Consider the following 26884-nt stretch of genomic DNA (forward strand, 5'->3'; position numbering starts at 1 on the left):
TCGACCTGCCGATCATGGCTGGTGATTCTTGCCGCTTCGGCAAGCCCATACCTTGCGACGCTGCGGCTTGCTCATCCCGGATGAGGCTCGCGGGCGGGCGCCGAGCCTGCAGATATCGCACCTCCCTGGCGGATTGACGGCTCCGAATGCGCCGTTGACGGTGACTCTGCCCTGACCCAATTCGCGAAGAAGAGCTTTGACCACTTTGACGCAGATCATCTCCCTCAAGCGCCAAGCGATGTTGAAATAGAGATGTGCAGCGCATTCCAAGGTGTTGTCATCGGGGCGTGATCGAAGCAAGCTAGTATCTGATACGCCCTTTCTCCGTCAGGCCATCGCCGTGTCGCAGGCTCCCCAGAAGATGCCTGCGGCTTGACCAGGCAATGCGCGCCTCCGATCGAAACGCGAGACCGGCCCGCCCGGTTGCAGAAAAAGGCCCCGACTCCACATGACTGGTCCTCCTGCCAGCCACCACACCGAAAACCAATCGCCCCCCATCTGGCACACGCTCACCGACACACAGGTCGGGCAGACCTTGCAGACCAGCGCAGCCGGTCTGCGCACAGCCGAAGCCTCCCGTCGACTGGACGAGTACGGTCCCAACCGTCTCGCACCACCCAAGCGCCGCGGCCCGCTGATGCGGCTGCTGCTGCAGTTCCACAACATCCTCCTCTACATCATTCTCGGCTCGTCGATCGTCTCGGCGATTCTCGGTCACTGGGTCGATGCGGCCGTGCTGCTCGTGGCGGTCGTGATCAATGCCGTCATCGGGTTCATCCAGGAAGGCAAGGCCGAAGCCGCCATTGATGCCATCCGCGCCATGCTCGCCCCGCTTGCGTTCGTGATTCGCGATGGCCAGCGGCACGAAATCGCCGCTGCGGATCTGGTGCCGGGCGATGTGGTCGCGCTGGCTTCGGGGGACCGGGTGCCCGCCGATCTGCGCCTGACCTCGGTCAAGGAGTTACGGGTCGAGGAGGCCGCGCTCACCGGCGAATCGTTGCCCGTGGAAAAGAATGTCGCGCCCGTGGCGGAAGACGCGCCGCTGGGCGATCGCTTCGACATGGCGTACTCCGGCACGCTGGTGGTCTACGGACAGGCAACCGGCATCGTGGTCGCGACGGGTAGCGCCACGGAACTGGGCAGGATCAACGAGATGCTCAGCAGCATCGAAGGCCTGTCGACGCCGCTGGTACGGCAGATCGATCGTTTTGGACGCGGGCTGGCGGTAGCCATCCTGCTGCTCTCCGCCGTGGTGTTCGTGGCCGGCATTCTCTGGCGTGGCCACTCCGCAGCCGACATGTTCATGATGGCCGTAGCGCTGGCGGCCTCCGCCATCCCCGAAGGGCTGCCGGCGATCATGACCGTCACGCTTGCGCTCGGCGTGCAGCGCATGGCCCGGCGCCATGCCATCGTGCGGCGCCTGCCGGCGGTGGAGACGCTGGGATCGGTGACGGTAATCTGCTCCGACAAGACCGGCACGCTGACGCGCAACGAGATGACCGTGCAGCGCATGGTCTGCGCGGGCCATGTATTCGATGTCGGGGGCGTCGGTTATGCGCCGGTGGGAGACTTCAGCATCGACGGACACGTCGTCGATCCCATGCATTGCGCGCCGTTGGCCATGGCCCTGCGCACCGGCGTACTCTGCAACGACGCCAACATGCGCAATGACGACGGCATGTGGCACGTCGAGGGCGACCCCACCGAAGGTGCATTGCTGGTGGCTGGCGCCAAGGCGGGCTTGGAACACCAGAATCCTGAATCCAGCTGGCATCGGCTCGATTCCATCCCCTTCGAATCCGAGCACCGCTTCATGGCCACCTACCACCACGATGCCGATCATGCGCCGTGGATCCTGGTAAAGGGTGCGCCTGAGCGCATCCTCGACATGTGCGCGCGGCAATGGAATCTCGATGGGGAGCGCCCGCTGGACGTGGACTACTGGCGCCGCATGGCGACCGACACCGCGGCGCAGGGCCTACGCCTGCTCGCCCTGGCCTGCAAGCGCGCAGCGCCCGCGGGCGACAAGCTCGCGTTCTCCGATGTGGAAACCGGCTACACGATGCTGGCGCTGGTCGGCATCATCGATCCTCCGCGCGAGGAAGCCATCCGTGCCGTCAACGAGTGCCACCACGCCGGCATCCGGGTCAAGATGATTACCGGCGACCACGTCGAAACGGCACGCGCGATCGGCGCGCAACTGGCGATCGGCGTGGGCAAGCCCGCCTTGACCGGCAGCGAGGTGGCACTGATGGACGATGCCGCACTGCGCCGGGTGGCGATGGAAGTGGACGTATTCGCGCGCGCCAGTCCGGAGCACAAGCTGCGCCTGGTCCGCGCGCTTCAGGACGGTGGCCAGGTCGTGTCGATGACCGGAGACGGCGTCAACGACGCGCCTGCGCTCAAGCGGGCCGACGTTGGCGTCGCGATGGGGCTCAAGGGCACCGAGGCAGCCAAGGAGGCTTCCGACGTGGTGCTCGCCGACGACAACTTCGCGTCGATCGCCCACGCGGTGCGCGAGGGCCGCGCGGTCTACGACAACCTGAAGAAGTTCATCCTCTTCATGTTGCCGACGAACGGCGGCGAGGCGCTGATCGTGATTGCCGCGATCCTGTTCGACCTGCCATTGCCCGTCACCCCTGCCCAGGTACTCTGGATCAATATGGTCACGTCCAGCACGCTGGGACTGGCGCTGGCCTTCGAGCCCGCCGAGGACGGCATCATGGCGAAGCCTCCGCGCCCGGTTGGAGAAACGCTGCTGTCGGGCTTCTTTGTCTGGCGCGTAACGATGGTATCCATCCTGATGATGGCGGGGGCGCTCAGTCTGTTCCTGTGGGAACTATCCGACGGCACCAGCCTGGAAACCGCGCGCACGATGGCCGTCAACGCCGTGGTGGCCGCCGAGATGTTCTACTTGCTCAACAGTCGGCATACCCTGAAGACCGTGCTCAACCGCGAGGGGCTGTTCGGCAACCCGTATGTGCTGCTGGCCATTGCCGCCTGCGTGCCGCTGCAGCTAGCCTACACACACCTGCCGCTGATGCAGGCAGTGTTTGATTCCACCGACCTGTCCGCGCTGGAATGGTGCAAGGTGATCGGCGCCGGCCTGCTGGTGTTCTGCGTCGCCGAACTCGAAAAGATCCTGATCCGACGCAAACCGGCTGGTAAGCGTCTGGCTGCCGATTGAATCTGCCGTTGAACGATTAGCGAGATGCCCATGACGACTCTCCCCGCCACCTCCCCGCCTGCCAGCCTGATGCTGGCCACCGACCTGAGCCCACGCTGCGATCGCGCCCTGGACCGTGCAGCGGGACTGGCCCAAGAATGGAAGGCCGAACTGATCGTGGCCCATGTGCTCGACCCCGCCGCGCACCCGGACCAGGCACTGGCCTGGGCTGCCGATACCGGCGGTGACGGCGATGCCCTGCACATCGCCCGCCGACAGATCGATCGTGACCTGGCCGGACTACCCGTACGTGCCGAGGTGCGAATCATGAAGTCCCGGGATATCTCGGAGACGATCCGCAACATGGCAACCGTTTCCGGCGTCGGTCTGGTGGTCGCCGGCGTTGCGCGGTATGAGTTGCTTGGCCGGTTCCTGCTCGGCTCTAGTGTCGAGCGCCTGGCGCGCACGCTCGCGCAGCCGTTGCTGATAGTGCGTAATCGCCCGCACGCGCCCTACCGCCGGATCGTTGTGGCCACCGACTTCTCCGAAGCCTCGCGTAATGCGCTGCTGACGGCGGCGCAGCTTTTCCCGGGATGCGAACTAACGGCTTTTCATGCCTACCTGCCGCCTTTCGCGGGGCTGACCGACACGCAACCGCAGCCTGCCTCCGCGCAAGCGCAGGAGCGAGCGCAGTACGACGCATTCATCGCTGCCACCGCCTTGCCCGCTGGAACGCGCGTCACACCGCTGATTGTGCGTGGTGGGTTGGAATTGCACCTGACCCAGCACGTCCGCCAGCACGATGTCGACCTGGTGGTGATGGGCGCGCAGGGTCGCGATGCCCTGACTGGCGCGTTGCTGGGCAGCACTGCCGCAAAACTGCTCGACTGCCTGCCCTGCGACTCAATGGTCGTGCCCCGGCCGCGCTCGGCGGGTTGAAGGTATCGGGGAAAAAGGCAACCCGGCCAGACGGAGCGTCAACAATACCGATGTCCGCGACGTTCTCACGGTCGGGAGCCTTTGCGGTAGCCACGCCATGCCGCAAGCGGTCGCTTCCCGCTGTCAGTCGCCTCCGGCCTGTTCCCCGCCACCAGAGGCAGGCGGCAGGTCCGGGGACGCCCACAACATCTCCTGCAGCGGGCGGCGCTGCCGCCAGCCAATCTGCTCGAGCATCGGCTTTTCATAGAATGCCGGCACGGGCCCCAGGCACAGCAGCCCAAACGGCGTGGCGCCTTCGGGAAGCTGAAGTTCGCGTGCCAGCGCTTCGGGGTCGAACATCGAGACCCAGCCTAGCCCCAGGTTTTCGGCGCGAGCCGCCAGCCAGAGATTCTGCACGGCGCACGCGGCGGACGCCCACGCCATCTCACGCGGCATGCTGCGCCGTCCGAAGACGGTACCGTCATCCGGCGCCAGCACCACGGCCAGCAGTTCAGCGCAATCGCGAATACCCTCCACCTTGATCCGCAGGAATTCCGCGGCCCGTTCCCCCAGGGCCTGTGCCGTGGCCTGTCGCTCGGCTTCCACGAATGGAATCAGGTGTTCGCGCCAGGCTGGCGTGCTCAGGCGCATGAAGCGCCACGGCTGCATCAGGCCCACCGAGGGCGCCTGGTGCGCCGCATCCAGCAGCCGTTCCAACTGGTCATCGGCAAGCAACGGCCCGGGCGTGAAATGACGGCAATCGCGCCGCAACGCCATGATGCGGTAGAGCGCTTCGCGCTCGGAAGCTTCAACGTGCGGGCCTGACATGCTTTTTCTTCCTTGTTGTCGATGTCCGCGTCATCCCGAAACGGAATGCAACGCCTGGACGCCCGACAAATACCAAACAGCAGCGACAAGCGCAAGTCGCAGGCTACTTCGCCTGGAACCCCGGCAGGCCCGACGCCCATTTGCTGGCGGCCAGCACCTTCGCGCATTTGACGGCGGCCTGGAAGTCGGCCTTCAGGTCCTCAACGGCGATGTGGCGACGAAAGAAATCGGCCCAGACGAACTCGGCGAAGGCTGTAGGCGTCTTCTGATACCCACCGGCATCGCGCACGTAGCCGGCCAGCGACCGGTACGGATCGTCGATCAGTTTTTCCAGATGGGACGGGATCAGGGTGTAGCAGTGGCGCACCCCGTTCTCGTCCAGCGGATGCACCCACTGGTTCTTGTCCATCTCCCCCCAGAAATCGCCTGGCGCGCTGGTGGAGAGATCGGCCTCTACCATAAAGAAGCCGGACGTGAGGCCTGCCTCCAGCGCCGCCCGGCCAAGGTGATGGTGATCGGTGATGTAGAGCTTGCCTCCGGGGCCTTCGACGGCCGGAATCGGATGCGCCTCCATGAACGCCTGCTGATCCTTGGGCTTCAACGAGGCCAGGTGCGTCTTCTTATCCTGCACTTCGATCATGCCCACTGTCAGCTGGGTGGGATGCAGATCGTGGATCAGTGATTCTCGGATCTTCGGCACGGCGGTCACCCTCCTGGCACATGGTTCTATCCAGGGCCGCAATCCGAAGCGTGAAGGCCGCGTCTCGCAACGTACGTCTCATAAAGAAAGCGGCCCTGGTTCCCGCAAGTATAGGAAACCAGGGCCGCCCCTCCGCTCGGCACGTGCGTTCGGCGTTACCCGTGTCAGACCACCTCGAAGAAGTGCGTGCGATCCCGGTCGAGTTGGGCGATCAGGCCAAACTCCCAGTCGAGATACGCCTGCATGGCCGCCGCCGCGTTGTCGGTGCCTTCATAGGGCCGGCGATACCGGTCCGTGCGCGGTACGGCGAGACGAGTTTCCCCCTGCTCTACCGGCAATCCGGCCTCCACCCAGGCCGCCGTGCCGCCTTCGAGCACGAAAACCTCGGCCGACGTCAGCGCCCGCAGATCAACCGCGGCAAACCTCGCCAGCAGGCTCGATCCACAGGTGAGTACATAGCGCTTCGCTGGCCGAATCGCCTTGATCGCCTGTGCCAACTGGGCACGGATGGCAAACCATGCGCCGGGAATATGGCGCTTGACGTAGTTGGCGCTGGCGGTCACGTCGATCACGGCGACGTCGCCCTCCTTCAACCATGCAGCCAGCGCGACCGGCGAAACGGTCACTACCTCGGGCGATGGCGGAACGTTCGCGGCCGCCAATCCACGTTCGCTACGCTTATCTTCGCCAACGGGATCGACGACATAGACCTCCCACCCCATCTGCGCCAGCCACGACGCGCTCATGTTCGCGCGTACGCCATCGTCATCGGCCAGCACGATGCGCGCGCCACGTACCGGCGCCTGATGGTCGGTCTCCTGCACCAGTTGTCCACCGGGCGCGCTGCGGAATCCCGGCAGATGGCTGGCCGCGTATTCCTCGGGCGTGCGGACGTCGAACTGGTAGACCGTGCGGTCCGGCACATGCAGGGACGCCAATTCACCAAGTCCGATACGGCGGACCCCAGCCCGCGCCGCAATGGCACCGGCGCCCTCGCGCGCCTTGCCGTGGTTGGCGGCATCAACCTGCACCGGCGCCACACGGCTCGCGCCATGGTCCAGTTCCTGGCCGGCCAGCTTCCAGCCGATCGTGCCATTGCGCAGCGCCGCCACCGGGTTCGGAATCCCGGCGTTGACCAGCGATTGCGTGCCAATGATGCTGCGCGTGCGGCCCGCGCAATTGACGATCACTTGCGTCGCCGGGTTCGGGGCCAGCTCGCGAATCCGCAGCACCAGTTCGGCACCGGGCAGGCTCGTGGCCGTGGGGATACTCATGGTCTGATATTCGTCGAAGCGACGCGCGTCGACGATCACCACATCGGCCTTGCCGTCGATCAGCGCCTGCACCTCGGGCGCACCCAGCGACGGTGTGTGCCGCTTCGCCTCCACCAGTTCACCGAACGACTTGCTCGGCACGTTCACGTCGCGAAAGACCTCGCCGCCTGCAGCGATCCATGCGGTCAGACCACCATCCAGCAACGAGACGTCGGTGTAGCCAAGTTCCCGAAGTCTGGCCGCCGCGCCTGGGGCCAGATCCTCGCCATCGTGCTCGCCGTACACGACGATGCGCGTGTCGCGGCGCGGGATGCGCGCCCAGGCTTCGAGCTCGAGCTTCGACAGCGGAAAGTTGGCCGCCCACAACGGATGCTGCTGCGCATAGGGGTCTTCCTCGCGCACGTCGATCAAGGCGATCTCGGTGCGGTCCAGCAATGCCTGGCGCACGGCCAGGCTGGTTGTTGTCGGAAACGATTGAACTTCAGTCATGACGCGATGGGGTCCTTCGAACGATCCCATGGATTGGGCAAGGTGGAATTGGAATAGCCGGAGATGAATGCCTTGCTGCCGCCGGTCTCCGGAAAGACATGCCGGCGTACCGCGCCGATATTGGCCCCGTACACATGGATGCTGATCGATACGCGGTCGTCGTAGGCATTGTGCACGCGATGGATGTCGCCGACCGTCGGCGACACCGCCTCCACGTCACCGGGCTCCAGCCGCGTTGCCTCGCCTTGTGGCTGCGGCGTGCTCTCTGCATCGATCTCGAACGGCTGCGCGTATTCGGACCCGCGCAACATGCCGATCAGCCCCCATACGGTGTGATCGTGGATGGGCGTGCGCTGGCCCGGCCCCCACACAAAGCTGACAATCGAAAAGCGTTCGGCGGAGTCGCAGTGCAGCAGCATCTGCTGGTAGTACTCGGGATGCGGCTGCGCGTAGGCATCGGGCAACCAATCGTCTCTAGCCACGAGTTTGGCCAGCAGACTGCCGCCCTCGTCGAGAATGCGGGCTTCGTCGGGATGCTGGTCGAGCAGCGCCGTAAAGGCGGTAATGAAATCGCGCAGGGGCTTGAGCGCCTGCGCAGGGGTTGGCGATGTGGACATGCCATGTCTCCTGGATCATTCGGCCGTCGTGCCTGGGCAAGGCGTCGCGGCCGCTAACGTTTGCCGCAAACATAGCACGACGGCGACGTTCCGTTGCGGGGATCAGTCGGCCAGCGCCGCGCGGCCGGCGGCAGTCAGGATCGAATCGTTCTGGGGGGTGTGGATGCGGCTGCAGAGCACATCGCGATAATGCCGCTCCAGCGGGTTGTTGCGGCTCAAGCCGTGATTACCCGAGAGTTGCAGCGCCAGCTCCACTGCGCGGATGGCATTCCCGGTCACCGTGAACTTGAGCAGCCCGCTATCTTCGGCCGACGGCGGCGTGCCGGCGTCGGTACGCCCCGCCGCATCGTCCAGCAGCACTTCGTTGGCGCGCAGCAGCGCGGCAATCTCGCCGATGGTCTCCTGCACACGCGGCAGGGTTGCCAGCGGCTTGCCAAGACTGCCAGGTGCGCGTTCGCGCACGAAATCCCGAATCCAGTCGTACGCGGCACGCGCCACGGCGTCATAGAGGCTGCCGAGCAGCACCACCATCCACGCCTGCTGGTCGATATTGCCGTCGATATCGGCCTGGCTCGCGCCCGCCGGGGCCCAGGCCGATGGCGGACGGATATCCACCGCATGCTCGATCGGGATCCACACGTCCTCCAGCAAGGTCTCATGGCTGCCCGATGCCCGCAGTCCCATGTGGTTCCAGCTTTCGATCACACGGATGCCCGGCGTGTCGGCTTCGGGCTTCGGCACAAGGAACACCCCGATCCGCGGCTCCGGTTCGTGCGTGCGCGCCCAGACCGCCAGCCAGCGCAGCGCGGGGATGCCCGTGCTGTAGAGCTTGTGCCCCCGCAGCCGCCAGCGATCGCCCACGCGCGTGGCCACGGTGCCGGGCAGACCACCCCGTGCCGGCGAGCCCAGTTCCGGCTCTACGCGCAATGAGTTGATCAGCGCCCCCTCTTCCACGGCCGAGCGGAACACCTGCGCGCGCACCGCCTCCGGCCAGCGTGCCTCGTCCCGGCCGATCGCGCGGTGCTGCAGGTAGGTCATCGTCAACACCAGCGCCGTCGCGGCGTCTCCACCGGCCACGGCGGCGATGATGCGGCGCGCCTCCGCCAGCCCGGCGCCACCGCCTCCCGAAGCGACGGGTACCGCCTGTGAGATCAGGCCGTACTGGTGCAGCAGCGCGAAGTTGTCATGGGGAAATGTACCGCGCGAGTCGTGATCGGCAGCAGTGGCGGCAAGGCGCGGCGTGAGTTCGGCAAGGACTTTGGCCAGCCGCGCTTCACTGGTTGGCAGCCGGCGCAAGGGGGACGAAGACATCGGGAATCCTTCGGAAGACGTGAACGAATCGCTGCATAGCGTACCGCCCGAAGCGGGCTGGCGATAACGACGCAATTCGCATATCGAGCATCGGTTCCCAACGCATATGGAGTCGCGTTTTTATTCGTTCTCGCGCGGCGCGCGCTGGCTTACGGTGGCGGCTCGAACCGTTTCACGAACCAGGAGCGTCACCCATGAGCGTCGACATCATCGGCATGATCCAGAGCCAGAAGCAGTCCGAGATTCACCCTCCTGACGGGCCCGTGATCGATCGCGACTACGTGCGTGCATTCGCGCAGGCCCATGAGCAGGCCGGGTTCGACCGCATCCTGGTACCTCACCACTCGACCGGGCCATCGGCCACGCTGACGATCTCCTACGCGGCCACCGTGACCGAGCGCATCCATTTCATGCTGGCGCATCGCCCCGGCTTCACCGCGCCGACGCTGGCCGCCCGGCAGATCGCCACGCTCGACCAGTTCAGCGGCGGCCGGCTTGGGGTGCATTTCATCTCGGGCGGGTCAGACGACGAACAGCGGCGCGACGGCGACTATCTCGATCACGACCAGCGCTATGCCCGTACCGACGAGTACCTTGGCATCCTGCGCCGCATCTGGACAGAGCACCAGCCCTTCGATCACGAGGGCACGTTCTACCGCTTCCAGCGCGGCTTCTCCGAAGTCAAACCCGCCCAGCAGCCGCATGTGCCGATCTACTTCGGCGGTGCTTCCGAAGCAGCGCTCGCCGTGGCCGGCAAACATGCCGACGTCTACGCGCTGTGGGGCGAATCCCTCGACCAGGTACGCGAGCTGACCACGCGCGTGCGTGCCGAGGCCGCCAGGCATGCCCGCGAGGTGCGTTTCTCGGTGTCGTTCCGGCCCGTGCTGGCGGACACCGAGGAAAAGGCGTGGGCGCGCGCCGACAGCATCCTGGAACGCACCCGCGCGTTGCGCGTGCAGGCCGGCTACAGCCGTGGCGGCCCACAACAGAGCGAGGGCGCGCGTCGCCTGCTCGCCGCCGCCGACAAGGGCGACCGCGTTGATCAACGTCTATGGACCGCCATCGCGCGCGAAACCGGCGGCCGTTCGAATTCGACCGGTCTGGTTGGCACGCCGGAACAGGTGGCCGAGGCGTTGCTGGCCTACTACGACCTCGGCGTCAGCACGTTCCTGCTCCGCGGCTTCGATCCGCTTGACGATGCCGTCGACTACGGTCGCGAACTGATTCCGCGCGTGCGCGCGCTCGTTGCGCAACGCGATGCCGAGCGCCAGCGCAAGGCAGCCTGAACCGGCCTGAACAACTGAAAACGGGGAGAAAAAACCATGAGCCAGCAGCCGTCCCAAAAGTCGTCCCGCCCTGACAATCGTCGCCGCAGCCTGCTACGCCTGGCCGGCACCACGGCTATCGCCGCGCCCGCGCTGATCCTGGGCCGACAGGCTTGGTCGGCCCCGCGCAAGCTCACCTTCGCGTGGAACCAGAATTCCTTCTGCCTGACGCCTATCGTCGTGGCGCAGGAGAAAGGCTTCTTCGAAAAGAACGGCTTGCAGGTGGATCTGATCAACTACAGCGGGTCCACGGACCAGTTGCTCGAGTCGATCGCCACCGGCAAGGCCGATGCCGCCGTGGGCATGATTCATCGCTGGCTCAAGCCGCTCGAAGCCGGCTTCGACGTGAAGATCATCGGCAGCTCGCACGGCGGCTGCGTGCGGCTGGTTGGCGCGAAGGCGGCCGGCGTCACGAACCTTCAGGCACTCAAGGGCAAGACCGTCGGCGTCAGCGACCTGGCCGCACCGGGCAAGCATTTCTTCACGATCCTGCTGGCCAAGAACGGCATCGACCCCGACCGCGACATCACCTGGCGGCAGTACCCGGCCGACCTGCTCGGTGTGGCCGTCGACAAGGGCGAGATCCAGGCAATCGCCGATGGCGACCCGAACCTCTACCTGCTGGAGAAGCGCACCAACGGCGCGTACGTGGAACTGGCCACCAACCTGACGGGCGAATACGCACGGAAGGTCTGCTGCGTGGTGGGGGCGCGGGGCGAGCTGGTTCGCAACGATCGCCCGACAGCGGCCGCGCTGGCGCGTTCGATCGTGCAGGCGACGGACTACGTCAACGAGAACCCCAACGAGGCGGCAAAGGTGTTCGCCAAGTACTCGCCCAAGATCAGCCCGGACGATCTGCGCAAGCTCTACGCCACGCTCACCTACACGCACCACCCGACCGGTGTGGATCTGCAGGAGGAGATCGCGTTCTACGCCGACGACTTCCGCCGCATTGGTGTGCTCAAGAAGTCCACCGATGCCAAACGCCTGGCGCAGCATGTCTACGCCAACGTGCTGGGGTAAGACCATGACGACCAACCAAAGCACCCTTAACGCGCGGCTCGCGCAACCCGCCCCCAGGACCGTCGCCCCACGCGTGACGGTCTGGCCCACGGGCATCGTGGCGGCACTGGCCTGGGGCGTGTTCGGCGCCGTGACCTGGCGCTGGCCCAACAAGATGGCCGGGTTCAACGACTGGGCCTATACGGAGGAACTCGGCATCGTCGTGCTCGGCGTGTCCGCCGCGCTGCTATTGCTGGCCCTGGCGGGCGGGTACGCAAGCCGGAGCGGACCGCTTCAGCACGCGGTCGCCACGCTGCGGGCAGCCGGTCCCTGGCTCGTCGCCCTGCCATTGGTCTTCACCGCGTGGGAGATCCTGACCGCGAAGATGGCAATCCTGCCGACGCCATTCTTCGCGCCGCCCCAGGCGCTGATCGAGGTCTACCTCGACGACTGGCAACGTCTGGGCGACAGCGCATTCAACACGTTGAAGCTGCTCGGCCTTGGCGTGGGATACGGCGCGCTGGCCGGCTTCCTGATCGGTGTCTCGATCGGATGGTCGCGCCGCATCGGCTACTGGATTCACCCCGTGCTGCGTGTGCTTGGCCCCCTGCCCTCCACGGCGCTGCTGCCGCTCACGTTCTACTTCTTTCCGTCGAGCTATTCCGCAGCGGTGTTCCTGATCGCGCTGGCCACCGCGTTTCCGGTGGCGGTGCTGACGTGGTCGGGCGTGGCCGGCGTCAACAAGAGCTACTACGACGTGGCGCGCACGATGGGTGCATCGGGCTGGTTCCTGGTGCTGCGGGTGGCGATCCCCGCCGCGCTGCCGCAGGTATTCGTCGGCCTGTTCATGGGGCTTGGCGCATCGTTCTCCGTGCTCGTCACGGCCGAGATGATGGGCGTGAAATCCGGTCTGGGCTGGTACCTGACCTGGGCTCAGGGCTGGGCATCGTACGTGAACATGTATGCAGCGCTGATCGTCATGGCACTGCTGTTCTCGGGGGTCATCACATTGCTGTTCGCCGTGCGCGACCGCGCGCTCTCCTGGCAGAAAGGAACCGTCAAATGGTAGCCGTACTGGAACACGCCCCCGAGGCCGCTGGCGCCCGGATCGACATTCGCGGTGTCAGCCACGCCTTCGGCGACGGCGCGCGGCGGCTGCCGGTGCTGGACGACGTCAGCCTCGACGTCGCGCCCGGCGAGTTCGTCGCGCTGCTCGGCCCGAGTGGCTGCGGCAAGTCCACGCTGCTGCGCCTGGTGGCCGGGCTCGAAACGCCGAACGCCGGGGAGATCCGGCAGGATGGCACGCCCATCGACCACCCCGATCCCTCCCGCATCGTGGTGTTCCAGGACCCCACGCTGTACCCGTGGCGGCGCGTGCGTGACAACGTCGCGCTCGGCCTGCAGGCTCGCGGCCTGTTGCGACGTGAAGGCCATCGCGTCGACGCCGCGCTCCGACGCGTGGGCCTCGAAGCGTTCGCGGATGCCTTCCCGCATCAACTCTCCGGCGGCATGGCGCAACGCGTGGCGCTGGCCCGCGCGCTTGTCAACGATCCACGGCTGCTCGTGCTCGACGAACCGCTCGGCAAACTGGACTCGCTCACGCGCCTGGCCATGCAGAGCGATCTGGTCGAACTGTGGCAACGCGCTGGATTCTCCGCCCTGCTGGTCACGCATGATGTCGAGGAGGCGCTGTTCCTGGCGCAACGCGTCATCGTGTTCAGCCAGCGCCCGGCCAAGATCACCGCACAGATCGAGGTGGACCTGCCCTACCCACGCCATCGCGGCGACCCTCGGCTGACCGAACTGCGGCACGAAGCGTTGCGGCATCTGGGTCTGGATGCCAGCTGGTAACAGGCAGCGCAACGCATGAATGGACCACCGGCACAGGCGTGGCTCAACACGCTGCTCACGCTGTTGCAGGACGGGCAGCTTGCGCTATTGCGGCTCTGGCATGTGCTGCACCTCTCCGGTGACGCACACGGCCAGCCCGCCTGGCCGTGGGCCCGAAGAATCGCAGGGGAAACGCTGCTGATCGATCTCGGTCTGGCACGTCAGGTCGCGTGGAGCCTTGCGGCAATCTCCGTGGCGCTGGCCTGCCTCGCCGTCGCCAGCATCTGGCGGGGCAAGCGGCTGACCTGGCTCGCTGCCGCGGCGCTGACGCTTATCCTCGCACCCTGGCCATCGCCGGCATTGTTGTTCACCCCTGCCGCTCCCACCAGTTTTCACCGCAGCCCCACCCGCTTCTCAACCGACAGCATCGCGCATGGCGCACGCCTCTACGCGCAACATTGCACCGCTTGCCACGGCGAGGATGGCCGGGGTGAAGGACCGCTCGCGGCCGGGCTATTGCGATGGCCACCAACGTTCGTCGGCCCGTTACTGGGGCGTCGCGCCGACGGCGATCTGTTCTGGCATATCGCCAATGGGATGCGCGATAGCGACGGCCGGCAGACGATGCCCGCTTTCTCGCGAAAGCTCGACGATGCCGACACCTGGGCTGTCATCGAATACACCAAGGCGCTGGCAGCCGGCACTGCCGCCAGCACGTTCGGCACCTGGCCGATCCCAATGCGTCTGTTCGATGTCACGGTACGCTGCGGACAGGATGGGGGCCGCGCGATGGCCGACTGGCGCGGACATCAGCGCGTCCGAGTGGTGGCGTTCGAGGGTGATGCCGGCGGATTGCCACTGGAAGACCCACGCTTCCTGACATTGCTGCTGACGCGCGATGGGAAACCGCTCGTCAACGTCCCACAGTTTCGCGCAGGGTGCGTCGCCGCATCACCGCTGGCCTGGGACGCATACGCCCGCATCGCCGGCATTGCCCCCAACAGGCTGGCTGGCACCGAGTTCCTGGCCGACCGCGGTGGCTGGCTGCGCGCGCGATCCCTGCCGGGCCGAGATGCGTGGGGTACCGCAGATCTGCTCTGTTCGACCGGTCAGGTCAACAAGGACCGTGGCCCGACATCGCCCGGCACGGATGGCCTCACGTCACTGCTGTTGCGCATGGATGCCGAACCCGTCCGATTCGTCCAGGGAGGCTTTATTCACTAGTCCACTCAGGCATCTGGTTGCGTCGGATCAAGTCACGGAGCAGCTTCAGAAAGGGCCGCCATCGCGCATCGAAAAATCCTCATGCCGCGCCCGTTCGCCCCCCGTAGCGTATGCAATCCTCAATCGCTACGGACTGCTTCTGATGTCATTGGATTTTCTGCCCGCGGATGCCGGCCCCGGCTTTGCCGTGGGGGCTGCCAAACCCTGGACGGGCCGCTATCCCGTCTCGTCCGGGCTGTTCGAAGTCCGCCCGGCGCGAATGCCGCGCGACGTGTTGCCGGTGTTTGACGACGACCTCGACTGTATCGTCGGCTACCAGCGCGCATTCGCCGATCGCTGCCATCTCTTCGATCTGAATGGCGACATGCTTGGTGTATGGGAAGCCATGACGGCACTGCCGCCGCCGGCGGAACGTGGCTCGTTGATGGTAGTGGGCGGCTTGTGGAAGGCCAACGTGCGTGGCATGACCGCACTGGGATTGAACGGCTCAGGCATGGCGCTGGCACCCGCGATGCTCGCGCAGTTGCGTTCGCGTTTCGCCGCGCTGGCGGACACGCCGCTGCTCTATGCGGAGGCCGCGCACGCACGCATGAGCGATCCGCAGCGATTCGTCCCTGTGCATATCTTGCGGCTGGCAATGCGCCACGGGGAGCGCATTGCGCCGCCTGAAGGACTGAAGGGCGTGGCCCGTTACATGATCGGACTACGGATTCGCCAACTGCCGTTCATGCTGGATCTGGTCACGGCGCATGCCGGCGCCACGATCGTCGCATTCAACTACTGGCGTTACGCCGACACGTCGCCCGTAGCACGATCGCGGGGCAATCCCTGACTTGCGCCGGCACCGTGCCCAGTGACCTGGGCAACCGCCGCCAGCACCTCGTCGACCGGAGGGCGCACGCCGTTGTCGCCGACCGAGATCGACTGGCCAGGCCGATTCACGCCGAAATGCGGCCGGGACGTGGCGGTGAAGAGCATGACCGTGGGCTTGCCGAGCGCATCTGCCAGGTGCACGAACCCCGTGTCCATGCCGACGACCAGCGCCGCCGCATCGACGCGCTGCGCGCACTCCGTGATCGACATGCGCGGCAGCACTTCCGCGCCAGGAATGGCGGCCGCAAGTGCCTTCGCCTCTTCGTGCTCCTGCTGCGATCCCCACGGCAACTGCACGCGGTAGCCCCGGAGCGAGAGCGCGTGGCCCACCTCGATCCAGTTTGCCTGCGGCCACTTCTTGATTTCGGCGGACGTAGCGTGAAACAGCATCGCACGCGGCACGCCGTCTGCGGCGAGCGGCGCGGCCGGCTTCGGAATGCTCAACTCGCAGGTTTCCTGCGGCTCGATCTCGTAGCCGAGCGCATTGGCCACCACGAGGCGCATCTTGTGCCGGCAGTCCGCATCGCCGTGCGGCCCGAACAGTTCGGTATAGGCAAATTCGGCGCGGGACTCACCTAGAAATTCGGCGGCATACCCGAGGCGGCGGCGGGTCCGGGACAGGCGCGCAACGATGGCGCTCTTGTAGACGCCATGCACGTCGATGGCCACGTCATAGGGCTCGCGGCGCAAATCGCGCACCGCGCCGAGAATTCCACGCAGGTCTCGCCACTTCTTGCCGTTTTTCTTGAACTGGCGCAGCGGCGGCGCAATCACGCGATCAATGCCGACCGTCCAACGCGGGATGTCCGCGCAGGAGGCATCGGCTACCCAGTCGATTTTCGCGCCGGGATAGGCGCGTCGCAGATCGTGGACCAGCGGTAACGTATGCACCATGTCACCGAGCGACGTGATCTTGATCAGTAGGATGCGCTTCATGAGGTGTGGGTCGGCCACAATGGCCGGCAAAATGGGGCGCCGCCGGACAGGCCGCGTTTTGGAAGGCGCTAGTATGCCTCAGCCAGTCGCGCACAGCATCCTGACAAGCGCGCTTGTTCACCCCCTCAAACCCAACGCCGGCACTTGACCGGCGCGCATTCCTCCCGATTCCTCCCGATTCCTCCCGATTTCCGATTCCTGCCGATTCCTGCCGCTAGTGCCAAACCGATGCATCGGCCACAACGGTGGCGAACCGGTCATTCAAGGCTGCCAGGGTAACGCGATGAAGTACCGCTGCGGACAACGGCGCACCTCCCAGTGGATCGGGCAAATCACGCGTGGCGCAGGCAGCGGCCACCAGCGTCACGCGGTAGCCGTGGTCGAGCGCGGACCGGACGGTCGCGCTGATGCACATATGGGTCTGGAAGCCCGCCACGATCAGCTCCTTCTTGCCCGTGGCTACCAGGAGATCGGCCAGGTCGGTGCCGGCGAAGCTGTTCGGCAGATGCTTGACCACGGACTGCTCGCCATCGACGGGGGTCAGACCTTCGATGATCGCCGCATGAGGTCCAGCCGGATCGAACGCCCCGCCCGCCTTCCCGTGGTGCACGACGTGAATCACCGGCGAGCCGTACCGGCGCGCCAGCGCCAGAAGCTCTCCGCAGCTTGCCACCGCCTCGGGCATACCGGTCAGCGGCAGCTTGCCGTCGACATACTCGCGCTGGTGATCCACCAGCACCAGAACGGCATCCGACCAGGCGGATGGCTGGCGGCTCGCGCCTGCAGCGTCGAGAAGCGTTGTTGGAACGGGGGCGACTGACATCTCACATCTCCATGGCCAGGTGACTATGCAGGCATCGTAGGACAGGCTAAGCTGTGCGCCAATTCGCCACTCATTCACAATCACTGTGCAAAAAAGCACAATCTCATGGGATGATCTGCTAACGCTGTCAACGCTGATGCGGGCCGGCAGCTATTCCGCCTGCGCGCGCGAACTCGATATCACCCATGCCACGGCCATCCGACGGATCCGGCGCCTGGAAACAGCGCTGGGCAAGCCCGTTGCCACCCGGGCAGACGGCACCTTCGTGCTGACCGCGGCAGGGCGCAACGCACTGATTGCGGCGCGCCAGATGGAGCAGTCCGCCGACCGCCTGCTGCGGGAAATCGAAGGCGTGGCATCGGGGGTCTCGGGGGTGGTGCGGGTGGCAGCCACCGCAGCGATGGGCACGTGCCTGCTGACGCCGCGCCTGCCGGCGCTCTACGCGGCCAATCCAGAGGCGGAAGTCAGGCTCGAACTGGACAACCGGGTAGCCAGCCTGGCCAGGCGCCGCGCGCATATCGCGGTGCGTCTGGCACGGCCGCAGGAAGACACAGTGGTCGCCCAACGCGCGGGGACCGTGCATTTCGGACTCTATGCGCCGGCCGGTATGACAGTGGCCACCGCGCTCGCCAGCGATACGCCACTCTGTGGCCTGCTCGACGAGGGTTTCACGCTGCCGGAAGTGGAGTGGCCGAAATCGCTGAATCGGCGTTTCGCTTTCCAGTCCAATAGCCTGCTGGCGGTCAGCCAGGCAGTGCGCACCGGCCTGGGGGTCGCCCTGCTCCCCCACTACCTCGCCGCTGGAGACCCGGGCCTGACCCTGGCGCAGGACGTACCCGAGGTCACCCGTGAAATCTGGCTGGCTTACCCGGCCGAGTTTCGTGGGGCGTCACGCTTCCGTCCGGTCATCGACTGGCTGGTCGAAGCGCTGGCCGAGTGCCGCTGACAATCCTCTCATCCGCCGCACAGGAAGCTCCCGAATGTCGCATCACCGCCACGGTGTGCGCCATATTCCACCTCGCGTGCGATCACACACGCGTTTGCGCCGGTACTCCCAAGGCAACCGATAACAGTTCTGCTACGCTTTGAACCGGTTGCCGATGATAGATAGGTGGGGCCATTCAATGAAAGCATCCAGGCAGCCAAATACGGGTCAGTGCGCGAATAGACAAGAATCATGCGGCACTCATTGAAGTACCGGATGGCGATCGCTGCCGCAATTGTGGTCACGCTGGTATTTGTGGCACGCGCGGGGATTTCCCAGTGGTACGCCTATGGGCGCCTGAACGACCTCGTTCAGAGCCAGCAGGACACACTGGTGAGGCTCGTCGCCAACCAATTGGACGAGAAGCTCGAATCACGCGCAGTCGTGCTGCGACGGCTCGCCCGCAACCTGTCGCCCGTGCTCGACGCGCCCTCCGCCCGACTGCGCCAGCTTGCCACCGACACCATCGACATACCGGAGCAATTCAACGCGGTCTTCATGGCATGGCCCGACGGCACACTCGCGTTCAGCACGGCGGTTCCGGATGGCGTCAAGATGATGATCAGCGACCGCGACTACTTCAAGGAAATCCTGCGCGGCTCCCCGTTTGTCGTTTCGGACCTGCTGCAGGGCAAACACAGCGCCGCCCCCGGCGTCATCCTCGCCGTGCCCCTGCGGGGAGCGAAGGGTGAACTGCGCGCAGTCGTCGGCGGCATCCTGAACCTGTCCGCGGACAACTTCCTGCGCGAACTGGCCGGCAGCCGCATCGGCCTGACCGGGTTCTATTGCCTGGTCTCGGCCGGTCCGAATCCACGCTATGCCATGCATCCCGACAGCGCGAAGGTGCTCGCGCCTGCGCGCGCCTCGGGAGACTCCTGCGGCGCCGAACGGCCAGCTTCGCGCTGGGAAGCGCTGGAGCCGCAGCAACCGGTCGTCGCGCGCCACCTGCTGGCATCAAACGGGTGGGAGGTGATATCGGTCCTGCCCGCCAAGGAAGCCTACGGGCCGCTGCTCGAAGCCCGCCAACATGCCATCGTCATCGGCGTCGTTTCTCTGATCTTTGCGGCCGCGTTGATGTGGATGACGATCCGTTTCCTGCTGGCCCCACTCGAACACCTGCATCGCGCCGTCAGGCAACTGGCCACGCGCCCATCCGCTGTGGCGGACCTGCTCGTCAACCGCGAGGACGAAATCGGCGAGCTTGCCGGCGCCTTCTGCGAGGTCATGCAGCAACTCTCCGAGCGCGAGGCAGCGCTCAAGGCCGCCAACGACAGCGCCGCGGCGAGCGAGAAACGCTTCGTGGCCATCGCCAATCATGTTCCCGAGTTCGTCGCTTTCATCGATGCCAGCGAGCGGTTCGCGTTCGTCAATCAGGCCTATGCGCGACACTATGGCCTGCCGGCCGACCAGATCACGGGCCTTTCTGTGCGAGAACTCTGGGGCACGCCAGACTACGTCGCCAACAAGCCCTACCTCGAGCGCGCGCGCACTGGCGAAGTCGTGACCTTCACGCGAGAAACCTCCGACGGCACCGCCCGGGAGATCACCTACCAACCAGCGTGGAACGATACGCAGGACGTTCTCACCGGCCTGCACATGTTCGCCCGCGATGTGACCGGCGAACGCCTGAAGCTGCGCACACTCGAAGCCCAGACGCTGTCCGATCACCTGACCGGCCTGCTGAATCGCAAGGGCTTCGACCGGCGACTGCAGGAAGCCATGGCGCGAGCGGACTCGGCAGATCACGGTGCTGCGCTGCTGCTGGTGGATCTCGACGATTTCAAGGCGGTCAACGACAGCTACGGCCACCCGGTCGGCGACCGCCTGCTGGTCGCTTTCGCCGAACGGCTGCGCACCTGTGTACGCAGCGGCGATGCTGTGGCCCGAATTGGCGGCGACGAGTTCGCCATCATCCTCGAACACATCACCACGCCGAGTATCGTCGAACGCATCGGACATGCTGTCGTTCATGCGGCGCTACGCCCGTTCACGATCGATGGCCAGACACTCGTCTCGACGTGCAGCGTCGGCAGCGCGATCCACCAATCCGGCCAGAGCGCATCCGTCAGCGAACTGTTCATACGGGCGGATATGGCCCTGTACGACGCCAAGCGACATGGCAAAGCCTGCTATTCGGCGACCGGCCCCAACAAGGCCACGGATATCGCTCCGCACGCGTAGCTGACGTGGCCCATTCGCAGCCCCGCCTCAGGCAACCGATAAGTCGTGCTCCGCCCCGGAAACGAGGGTCAGCTTTCTGCCCGAGACGCGCCTGACCACGTCAAGCAGCCCTGCACGGCGCATCGCCTCGGCGAGCGTTGGGTCTTCGAGAACATGCAGGCCCAATGCGGAGCGCCAGACAAGTCGCAGGACCACCAGTCTTTCCAGCGCCCGCTCGACCTCGGCGTAGTCGAGACGCGACGATGGCTCGCCTGACAGGGCGTTCATGACTCGCCGATAGGTTTGCATCGTTGACGCGCTGAATCCGGCGAACATCTGTTTGCTCGTCGCCATGACGCGGATGATCGCGTCATCGAGCGGCGGCAGTTCTTCCAGCGTTCGCATAGCGGGTGCATGAACGGCGCGCATCTGTTCGTCGATCCGCCGCTCGAGCACCGCTGCCGCATCGTCCCCGACAAGACCGTCCCTGCCCACCGCAACCGCCGCGGACTCGAATAGCTCGGGACGATACGCCGCACGCGCGAACAGATGCGTCATGACATCGGCGTTTAGCACGTCGGAAAAGCCGTGCCGCGACCGAAACCAATCGATGTAGTCACGCCCCAGCACCGGGAAGATCCGTTCCGTCGCGCAGAAGAATGCCTCGCGAGAGCCAAGCAGCATGCGCAGCTTGAGGTGATCGGAGCCCGTGGCGATGATGCGCAGGCCGTGATGGGCGAAGTTCAGTTCATCACGTGCCGCCTTGAGCGCGAACATCGCGTTGTTGCCGCGCCGGGTGGCCATGCATTGCTGAGCTTCGTCGATGATCAGCGCGATGGGCCGCTGGACCTTGTCCGACAGTTCGGCCAGCGCATCGGATAGGGCAACACCCTTGCCGAGCCCCACCCGGTCTATCGAGAAAGAAAAGCCTCCGAATCCGAACCGGTCCAGCCCCACGGCGCGCGCCGCTCTGGCAACGACTCCCTCATGCGCGGCCAGTGCCTGGCGTACGACGTCGACGATCACGTCGCCAGGATCGACATCGTTGTTTTTCCATAGATCCGCAACCAGAACCAGTGCGCCACGACGCTCGAGTGCCGGCTGGAGGTCTTCCCGCAGAAACGTCGACTTGCCCGTGCGGCGTGGCGCGGACAGGAACAACCCCGACCACGCCATGCCTGTCCGTGAATCGCCCATCAGCTCGTCGGCGAGTTCGGCCGCGAGCTGCCGCCGTCTGAAAATGCTTTCGGATTCGTTCATCTTTGCCTCTGTCCATGAGATCCAACTGCGAGCGATTCTAGATAGCCATGGGAGGCTTTAGGGTGTCGAATACGGAGTGCAACGCGGAAGTTCCAAACTGGCACAGATCCGGCACAAAACGAAACGGCGGCGCAACAGCGCCGCCGCTCCTCCCTACAAGCCGAACACCCCGTTCAGCAACAATCAGCGCACGCGCCCTTCCTTCCACGCCTGCAGCAGCTTGTCATAGGCGATGGTTTCGCCCTTTGGTTTTTCATTGTCCAGCTTCTTCCACGGCGCATGTTCCGACGACAGCCACTTCGACGGATCGCTCTTCGGATTGAGCTTCGGCGCGCAATTCGCCATGCCAGCACGCTGCAGGCGGCCCATCACGTTGTCCATCTCCTCGGCCAGGGTATCCATCGCCACCTGAGGCGTCTTTTCGCCCGTCACCGCAGTGGCCACGTTCTTCCACCACAGTTGCGCCAGCTTCGGATAGTCAGGCACGTTGTTGCCGGTCGGCGTCCAGGCCACGCGGGCCGGGCTGCGGTAGAACTCGATCAGGCCACCATACTTGTCCGCGTTCTTGGTCAGGTACTCGTGGTGAATATCGCTGTCGCGGATAAAGGTCAGGCCGGTCAGCGATTTCTTCAGCGACACCGTCTTGGACGTCACGAACTGCGCGTAGAGCCAGGCGGCAGCCAGACGGTTCGGATCGGTGTTCTTGAAGAAAGTCCACGAGCCGACGTCCTGGTAGCCGTTCTGCATCCCCTGCTTCCAGTACGGGCCGTACGGCGACGGCGCCATGCGCCACTTCGGCGAGCCATCGGCATTGACCACCGGCAGGCCCTTCTTGGTCATATCGGCCGTGAACGCCGTGTACCAGAAGATCTGCTGCGCCACCTGGCCCTGGGCAGGCACCGGGCCCGCCTCGGAGAAGGTCATGCCCATGGCCTGCGGCGGCGCGTACTTCTTCATCCAGTCGATGTACTTGGTCAGCGCGTAGACCGCGGCCGGGCTGTTCGTGGCGCCGCCACGCGAGACCGACGCGCCAACCGGCGTGCACTTGTCCTCGGCCACGCGAATGCCCCACTCGTCCACCGGCATGCCATTGGGCAGCCCCTTGTCGGCCGATCCGGCCATCGACAGCCACGCATCGGTGAAGCGCCAGCCGAGCGACGGGTCCTTCTTGCCATAGTCCATGTGGCCAAACACCTTCTTGCCGTCAAGTTCCTTCACGTCGTTGGTGAAGAAGTTGGCAATGTCCTCGTAGGCGGACCAGTTGGTTGGCACGCCCAGGTCATAGCCGTACTTGGCCTTGAACTTCTCCTGCAGATCCTTGCGCGCGAACCAGTCGGCGCGGAACCAGTACAGGTTGGCGAACTGCTGATCCGGCAGCTGGTAGAGCTTGCCGTCCGGCGCCGTGGTGAACTTCGTCCCGATGAAGTCCTTGATGTCGATGCCGGGGTTCGTGTACTCCTTGCCCACGCCGGTCATGTAGTCGGACAGCGGCAGGATCGCGCCATAGCGGTAGTGCGTGCCAATCAGATCCGAGTCGGAGATCCAGCCATCGTAGATCGACTTGCCGGACTGCATCGACGTCTGCAGCTTTTCCACGACATCGCCTTCCTGGATGATGTCGTGATTGACCTTGATGCCGGTGATTTCCTCGAAGGCCTTGGCCAGCGTCTTGGATTCGTACTCGTGCGTGGTAATGGTTTCGGACACCACGTTGATCTGGGTGACGCCCTTCGCCTTGAGCTTGGCGGCGGCGTCCATGAACCACTTCATTTCCGCCATCTGCTTGTCCTTGGACAGCGACGACGGCTGGAACTCGTTGTCTACCCACTTCTTCGCGGAGGCCTCGTCGGCCCAGGCCGCATGACCGCAAGCCAGCGCGGCCGCAAAGGCCAGGGCCGACATCCCCAACTTCACGCGCTCTTTCATCTGTGTCTCCTCATGAACCCCTTCCCCGGCTCTCTGTAATTGGGTTGCGGCCCTGGGGAAGGGACAAGATCTCGCAGCCCACATCAGCAAAATCCGCGTTGCGCCGGAGCACTAGCCCCGGCGCATGATCAGCAGCAGCACCAGAGCAGAGGCGCCCGCACTGATCCATATCGATGGTTCTTCGGCCAGTTGCAGCCAGCTCTGGATCTTTTCACCCAGTCCTACCCATGCGAGGTTGATCCACGCCGCGCACATCAGCCCGATGAACAGGCGGTCGCCACGTGTGGTGGCGATGGGCAGGAAGCCCTTGCGCATCAACGTCGGCGTACGGGTTTCCCAGATCGTCATGCCGATCAGCATCACCACCACCGCGGCAAAGAACACCGCCACGGGCGTGGTCCACACCATCCAGCTCAGCATCGGTGCCTCCCTCAAACGCGGCCCATCGCGAAGCCTTTCGCGATGTAGTGCCGCACGAACCAGATCACGATGGCGCCCGGCACGATGGTCAGCACGCCGGCCGCTGCCAGCACGCCCCAATCCATGCCCGACGCCGACACCGTGCGCGTCATCGTCGCCACGATCGGCTTGGCGTTGACGGACGTCAGCGTCCGCGCCAGTAGCAGCTCCACCCAACTGAACATGAAGCAGAAGAACGCCGCCACGCCCACGCCGGCCTTGATCAGCGGCAGGAAGATCGTCAGGAAGAACCGCGGGAACGAGTAGCCGTCAACGTAGGCGGTTTCGTCGATCTCGCGTGGCACGCCCGACATGAAACCCTCCAGGATCCAAACCGCAAGCGGCACGTTGAACACCAGATGCGCCAGCGCCACGCCAAGGTGTGTATCCATCAGGCCGATCGTCGTGTAGAGCTGGAAGAACGGCAGCAGGAACACCGCGGGCGGCGTCATGCGGTTGGTCAGCAGCCAGAAAAACACGTGCTTGTCGCCGATGAACTGGTAGCGCGAGAACGCGTAGGCGGCCGGGAGCGCCACGCCGATCGATATCACCGTATTCAGGACCACGTAGATCATCGAGTTGATGTAGCCCGAGTACCACGACGCGTCGGTGAAGATCGTCACGTAGTGCTCGAGCGTGAACGATGCCGGCCAGAGCGAGAGTGTCGAGACGATCTCCTCATTGGTCTTGAACGACATGTTCACCATCCAGTAGATCGGCACGATCGCGAACAACAGGTAGGTGGTCAGGAATACAGGCCGCCACCAGCTGGCGCGCTGGCCCGGAAGCACATGCTCAGCCATTCGGAATCTCCTCGGCGCCCGCCGTGCCGGCGCGTTGCATCCAGTTGTAGAGGATGAAGCAGGTCAGCAGGATGATCAGGAAGTAGACGATCGAGAACGCCGCGGCCGGCCCCAGGTCGAACTGGCCTACCGCCTTCTGCGTCAGGTATTGCGACAGGAACGTGGTGGCATTCCCAGGCCCGCCGCCGGTCAGCACGAACGGCTCCGTGTAGATCATGAAGCTGTCCATGAAGCGCAGCAGCACCGCGATCATCAGCACACCGCGCAGCTTCGGCAACTGGATGAAGCGGAACACCGCGAAGCGCGATGCGCCGTCGATCTGCGCCGCCTGGTAGTAGGCATCCGGGATGGCCCGCAGCCCCGCGTAGCAGAGCAATGCCACCAGGGGTGTCCAGTGCCACACGTCCATGACGAGCACGGTAACCCAGGCGTCGAACGCGCTACCGGTGTAGTTGTAGGCGAAGCCTAGCCCGTCGAGCGCGGCCCCGAGCAGGCCGATATCGGTACGGCCAAAGATCTGCCAGATCGTGCCGACCACGTTCCAGGGAATCAGCAGCGACAGCGCGATGATGACCAGCGTCGCCGATGCCTTCCAGCCCTTGGCCGGCATCGACAGCGCCAGCAGGATGCCGAGCGGAATCTCCACGCACAGCACGGCCAGCGAGAAACCGAGCTGGCGGAACAGCGCGCCATGCAGTTCCTCGTCCCGGAGAACGGTGCGGAACCATTCGGTGCCGACGAACACCCGCCGATCAGGCGAGATGATGTCCTGCACCGAGTAATTGACGATCGTCATCAATGGCAGGATGGCCGAGAACGCCACGCACAGCACCACTGGCAGCACCAGCAGCCAGGCCTTCTGGTTGACGGGCTTCATTGGACCAGTTCCTCGTTGACGTAGAAGCAGGTATGCCGGTTGAACACCGACAACCACGCGGTATCGCCAGCGCGCAGATGCGCGGCCTCGGTTCCCAGCCGCGCGCGCAGGGTCGCGGCTTCGCCGTGGTCTACCGTTGAGGACACCAGCCAGTACGTGCCGATATCCTGCGCGCGCTCCACGCGCACGGGCAGCGCCTGCGGATCGTTGCCGGCTGCCAGCTTCAGGTACTCCGGACGCACGCCGACCTTGAAGCTGCCGGCAGCCTGCAGCCTCGCTGCCACATCTGGCGACAGGTCGGGCGCGTAGCGCCGCCCCGCCATTTCGATGCCACCATCGCGCCATTGGCCCGGCAGGAAATTCATGCCGGGCGAGCCGATGAAGTGCCCCACGAAGGTGTGCGCGGGCCGCTCGAACAATGCATCGGCCGAGCCCACCTGCACGGCCTTGCCACGCGACATGACCACAACCTGATCGGCAAAGGTCAGTGCCTCGGTCTGGTCATGGGTCACGTAGATCAGCGTCAGGCGAAACTCGTGGTGGATCTCCTTGAGCTTGCGACGGAGTTGCCATTTCAAGTGTGGGTCAATCACGGTCAGCGGCTCGTCGAACAGGATCGCCGATACGTCCTGCCGCACCAGACCACGACCCAGCGAAATCTTCTGCTTGGCGTCGGCAGCCAGCCCGCTGGCGCGGCGGTCCAGCGACGCCGAGAGGTCGAGCATTTCGGCCACGCGCCCAACCCGCTCCTTGACCTGCGCGGCCGGTACACCGCGGTTGCGCAGTGGGAACGCGAGGTTCTCGCCGACCGTCATCGTGTCGTAGATCACCGGGAACTGGAATACCTGGGCGATGTTGCGTGCCTGCGGCGAATCGCCAGTCACATCCTTGCCATCGAAGCTGATCGTGCCTTGCGAGGGACGCAGCAGACCCGAGATGCAGTTCAGCAACGTAGTCTTGCCGCAGCCTGACGGGCCCAGCAGCGCGTAGGCACCGCCATCCTCGAACGTGAAATGTAGTGGCAGCAGCGCGTAGTCCTCATCCTTCTGAGGATTGGCGACATAGGCGTGCGCGAGGTCGAGATCGATGCGTGCCATA

At 65.1% G+C, this 26884-nt stretch carries 23 protein-coding genes; 10 read left to right on the plus strand and 13 right to left on the minus strand.

Features of this window, described 5'->3' with window-relative positions; all coding sequences use genetic code 11:
- Window positions 1–448: 448 nt before the first annotated feature.
- On the plus strand, window positions 449–3187 hold the full coding sequence (locus RMET_RS11100; RefSeq protein WP_011516918.1) for a cation-transporting P-type ATPase: 2739 nt from the start codon (window positions 449–451) through the stop codon (window positions 3185–3187).
- A gap of 30 nt (window positions 3188–3217) precedes the next feature.
- Window positions 3218–4105 (plus strand): universal stress protein, encoded by an 888-nt coding sequence (locus tag RMET_RS11105; RefSeq protein WP_029307459.1) that lies wholly within the window; start codon window positions 3218–3220, stop codon window positions 4103–4105.
- A gap of 123 nt (window positions 4106–4228) precedes the next feature.
- On the opposite strand, the gene bluB is transcribed toward RMET_RS11105, so the two are convergent.
- The 5 genes from bluB to RMET_RS11130 form a co-directional block, all read right to left on the minus strand.
- Window positions 4229–4912, minus strand: a complete 684-nt coding sequence (bluB, locus tag RMET_RS11110; protein ID WP_011516920.1) for a 5,6-dimethylbenzimidazole synthase — start codon at window positions 4910–4912, stop codon at window positions 4229–4231.
- Window positions 4913–5015: 103 nt separating this feature from the next.
- A complete protein-coding gene (locus tag RMET_RS11115; RefSeq protein WP_011516921.1) occupies window positions 5016–5612 on the minus strand; it encodes a ParB-like protein in 597 nt (198 codons plus the stop codon).
- Window positions 5613–5776: 164 nt separating this feature from the next.
- The gene (locus RMET_RS11120) at window positions 5777–7375 is read right to left on the minus strand and encodes a rhodanese-related sulfurtransferase (protein ID WP_011516922.1); all 1599 of its coding nucleotides are present in this window, start codon (window positions 7373–7375) and stop codon (window positions 5777–5779) included.
- Window positions 7372–7992: a cysteine dioxygenase family protein gene (locus RMET_RS11125; protein WP_011516923.1), complete on the minus strand. Its 621-nt coding sequence runs from the start codon at window positions 7990–7992 to the stop codon at window positions 7372–7374. The genes RMET_RS11120 and RMET_RS11125 overlap by 4 nt, the downstream gene beginning before the upstream one ends.
- 102 nt (window positions 7993–8094) lie before the next feature.
- Window positions 8095–9303: an acyl-CoA dehydrogenase family protein gene (locus RMET_RS11130; RefSeq protein ID WP_011516924.1), complete on the minus strand. Its 1209-nt coding sequence runs from the start codon at window positions 9301–9303 to the stop codon at window positions 8095–8097.
- A 194-nt stretch (window positions 9304–9497) separates the two neighbouring features.
- Here RMET_RS11130 and RMET_RS11135 point away from each other — a divergent pair, with 194 nt between their 5' ends.
- The 6 genes from RMET_RS11135 (at window position 9498) to RMET_RS11160 (ending at window position 15516) form a co-directional block, all read left to right on the plus strand.
- On the plus strand, window positions 9498–10589 hold the full coding sequence (locus RMET_RS11135) for an LLM class flavin-dependent oxidoreductase (RefSeq protein ID WP_011516925.1): 1092 nt from the start codon (window positions 9498–9500) through the stop codon (window positions 10587–10589).
- Between the two features lie 36 nt (window positions 10590–10625).
- Window positions 10626–11651, plus strand: a complete 1026-nt coding sequence (locus tag RMET_RS11140; protein WP_011516926.1) for an ABC transporter substrate-binding protein — start codon at window positions 10626–10628, stop codon at window positions 11649–11651.
- A 4-nt stretch (window positions 11652–11655) separates the two neighbouring features.
- On the plus strand, window positions 11656–12699 hold the full coding sequence (locus RMET_RS11145; RefSeq protein ID WP_011516927.1) for an ABC transporter permease: 1044 nt from the start codon (window positions 11656–11658) through the stop codon (window positions 12697–12699).
- Window positions 12693–13481 carry an ABC transporter ATP-binding protein gene (locus tag RMET_RS11150; protein ID WP_011516928.1) on the plus strand — a complete coding sequence of 263 codons (789 nt, stop codon included), beginning with the start codon at window positions 12693–12695 and terminating at the stop codon, window positions 13479–13481. Before RMET_RS11145 ends, RMET_RS11150 begins: the two co-directional genes overlap by 7 nt.
- 15 nt (window positions 13482–13496) lie before the next feature.
- A complete protein-coding gene (locus RMET_RS11155) occupies window positions 13497–14684 on the plus strand; it encodes a c-type cytochrome (protein WP_011516929.1) in 1188 nt (395 codons plus the stop codon).
- Window positions 14685–14826: 142 nt separating this feature from the next.
- Window positions 14827–15516 carry a hypothetical protein gene (locus RMET_RS11160; RefSeq protein ID WP_011516930.1) on the plus strand — a complete coding sequence of 230 codons (690 nt, stop codon included), beginning with the start codon at window positions 14827–14829 and terminating at the stop codon, window positions 15514–15516.
- Here RMET_RS11160 and waaC read toward each other — a convergent pair.
- The gene (gene waaC, locus RMET_RS11165) at window positions 15471–16493 is read right to left on the minus strand and encodes a lipopolysaccharide heptosyltransferase I (RefSeq protein WP_011516931.1); all 1023 of its coding nucleotides are present in this window, start codon (window positions 16491–16493) and stop codon (window positions 15471–15473) included. The two genes, RMET_RS11160 and waaC, sit on opposite strands and share 46 nt — an antisense overlap.
- A gap of 214 nt (window positions 16494–16707) precedes the next feature.
- On the minus strand, window positions 16708–17316 hold the full coding sequence (locus RMET_RS11170; RefSeq protein WP_011516932.1) for a cysteine hydrolase family protein: 609 nt from the start codon (window positions 17314–17316) through the stop codon (window positions 16708–16710).
- A gap of 85 nt (window positions 17317–17401) precedes the next feature.
- Between RMET_RS11170 and RMET_RS11175 the strand changes: the two genes are divergently transcribed.
- Both RMET_RS11175 and RMET_RS11180 read left to right on the plus strand, forming a co-directional pair.
- A complete protein-coding gene (locus RMET_RS11175; RefSeq protein ID WP_008641566.1) occupies window positions 17402–18262 on the plus strand; it encodes a LysR family transcriptional regulator in 861 nt (286 codons plus the stop codon).
- A 255-nt stretch (window positions 18263–18517) separates the two neighbouring features.
- On the plus strand, window positions 18518–20482 hold the full coding sequence (locus tag RMET_RS11180) for a sensor domain-containing diguanylate cyclase (RefSeq protein WP_035821978.1): 1965 nt from the start codon (window positions 18518–18520) through the stop codon (window positions 20480–20482).
- A gap of 27 nt (window positions 20483–20509) precedes the next feature.
- Here the strand turns inward: RMET_RS11180 and RMET_RS11185 are convergent, their stop codons facing one another.
- The 6 genes from RMET_RS11185 to RMET_RS11210 all read right to left on the minus strand — a co-directional run bounded on the left by RMET_RS11185 (window position 20510) and on the right by RMET_RS11210 (window position 26883).
- Window positions 20510–21721, minus strand: coding sequence for an ATP-binding protein (locus tag RMET_RS11185; RefSeq protein WP_011516934.1), 1212 nt, complete (start codon window positions 21719–21721; stop codon window positions 20510–20512).
- A 183-nt stretch (window positions 21722–21904) separates the two neighbouring features.
- Entirely contained in the window at window positions 21905–23635 is a 1731-nt protein-coding gene (locus RMET_RS11190) for an ABC transporter substrate-binding protein (protein ID WP_008641556.1), read from the minus strand.
- A gap of 123 nt (window positions 23636–23758) precedes the next feature.
- On the minus strand, window positions 23759–24067 hold the full coding sequence (locus RMET_RS11195) for a DUF2160 domain-containing protein (RefSeq protein WP_011516937.1): 309 nt from the start codon (window positions 24065–24067) through the stop codon (window positions 23759–23761).
- 11 nt (window positions 24068–24078) lie between these two features.
- Window positions 24079–24909 (minus strand): carbohydrate ABC transporter permease, encoded by an 831-nt coding sequence (locus tag RMET_RS11200; protein WP_008641554.1) that lies wholly within the window; start codon window positions 24907–24909, stop codon window positions 24079–24081.
- Entirely contained in the window at window positions 24902–25786 is an 885-nt protein-coding gene (locus RMET_RS11205; protein ID WP_011516938.1) for a carbohydrate ABC transporter permease, read from the minus strand. The genes RMET_RS11200 and RMET_RS11205 overlap by 8 nt, the downstream gene beginning before the upstream one ends.
- Window positions 25783–26883 carry an ABC transporter ATP-binding protein gene (locus RMET_RS11210; protein WP_011516939.1) on the minus strand — a complete coding sequence of 367 codons (1101 nt, stop codon included), beginning with the start codon at window positions 26881–26883 and terminating at the stop codon, window positions 25783–25785. The genes RMET_RS11205 and RMET_RS11210 overlap by 4 nt, the downstream gene beginning before the upstream one ends.
- Window position 26884 lies beyond the last annotated feature (1 nt).

The organism is Cupriavidus metallidurans CH34 (assembly GCF_000196015.1).
GTDB classification, from domain to species: domain Bacteria; phylum Pseudomonadota; class Gammaproteobacteria; order Burkholderiales; family Burkholderiaceae; genus Cupriavidus; species Cupriavidus metallidurans.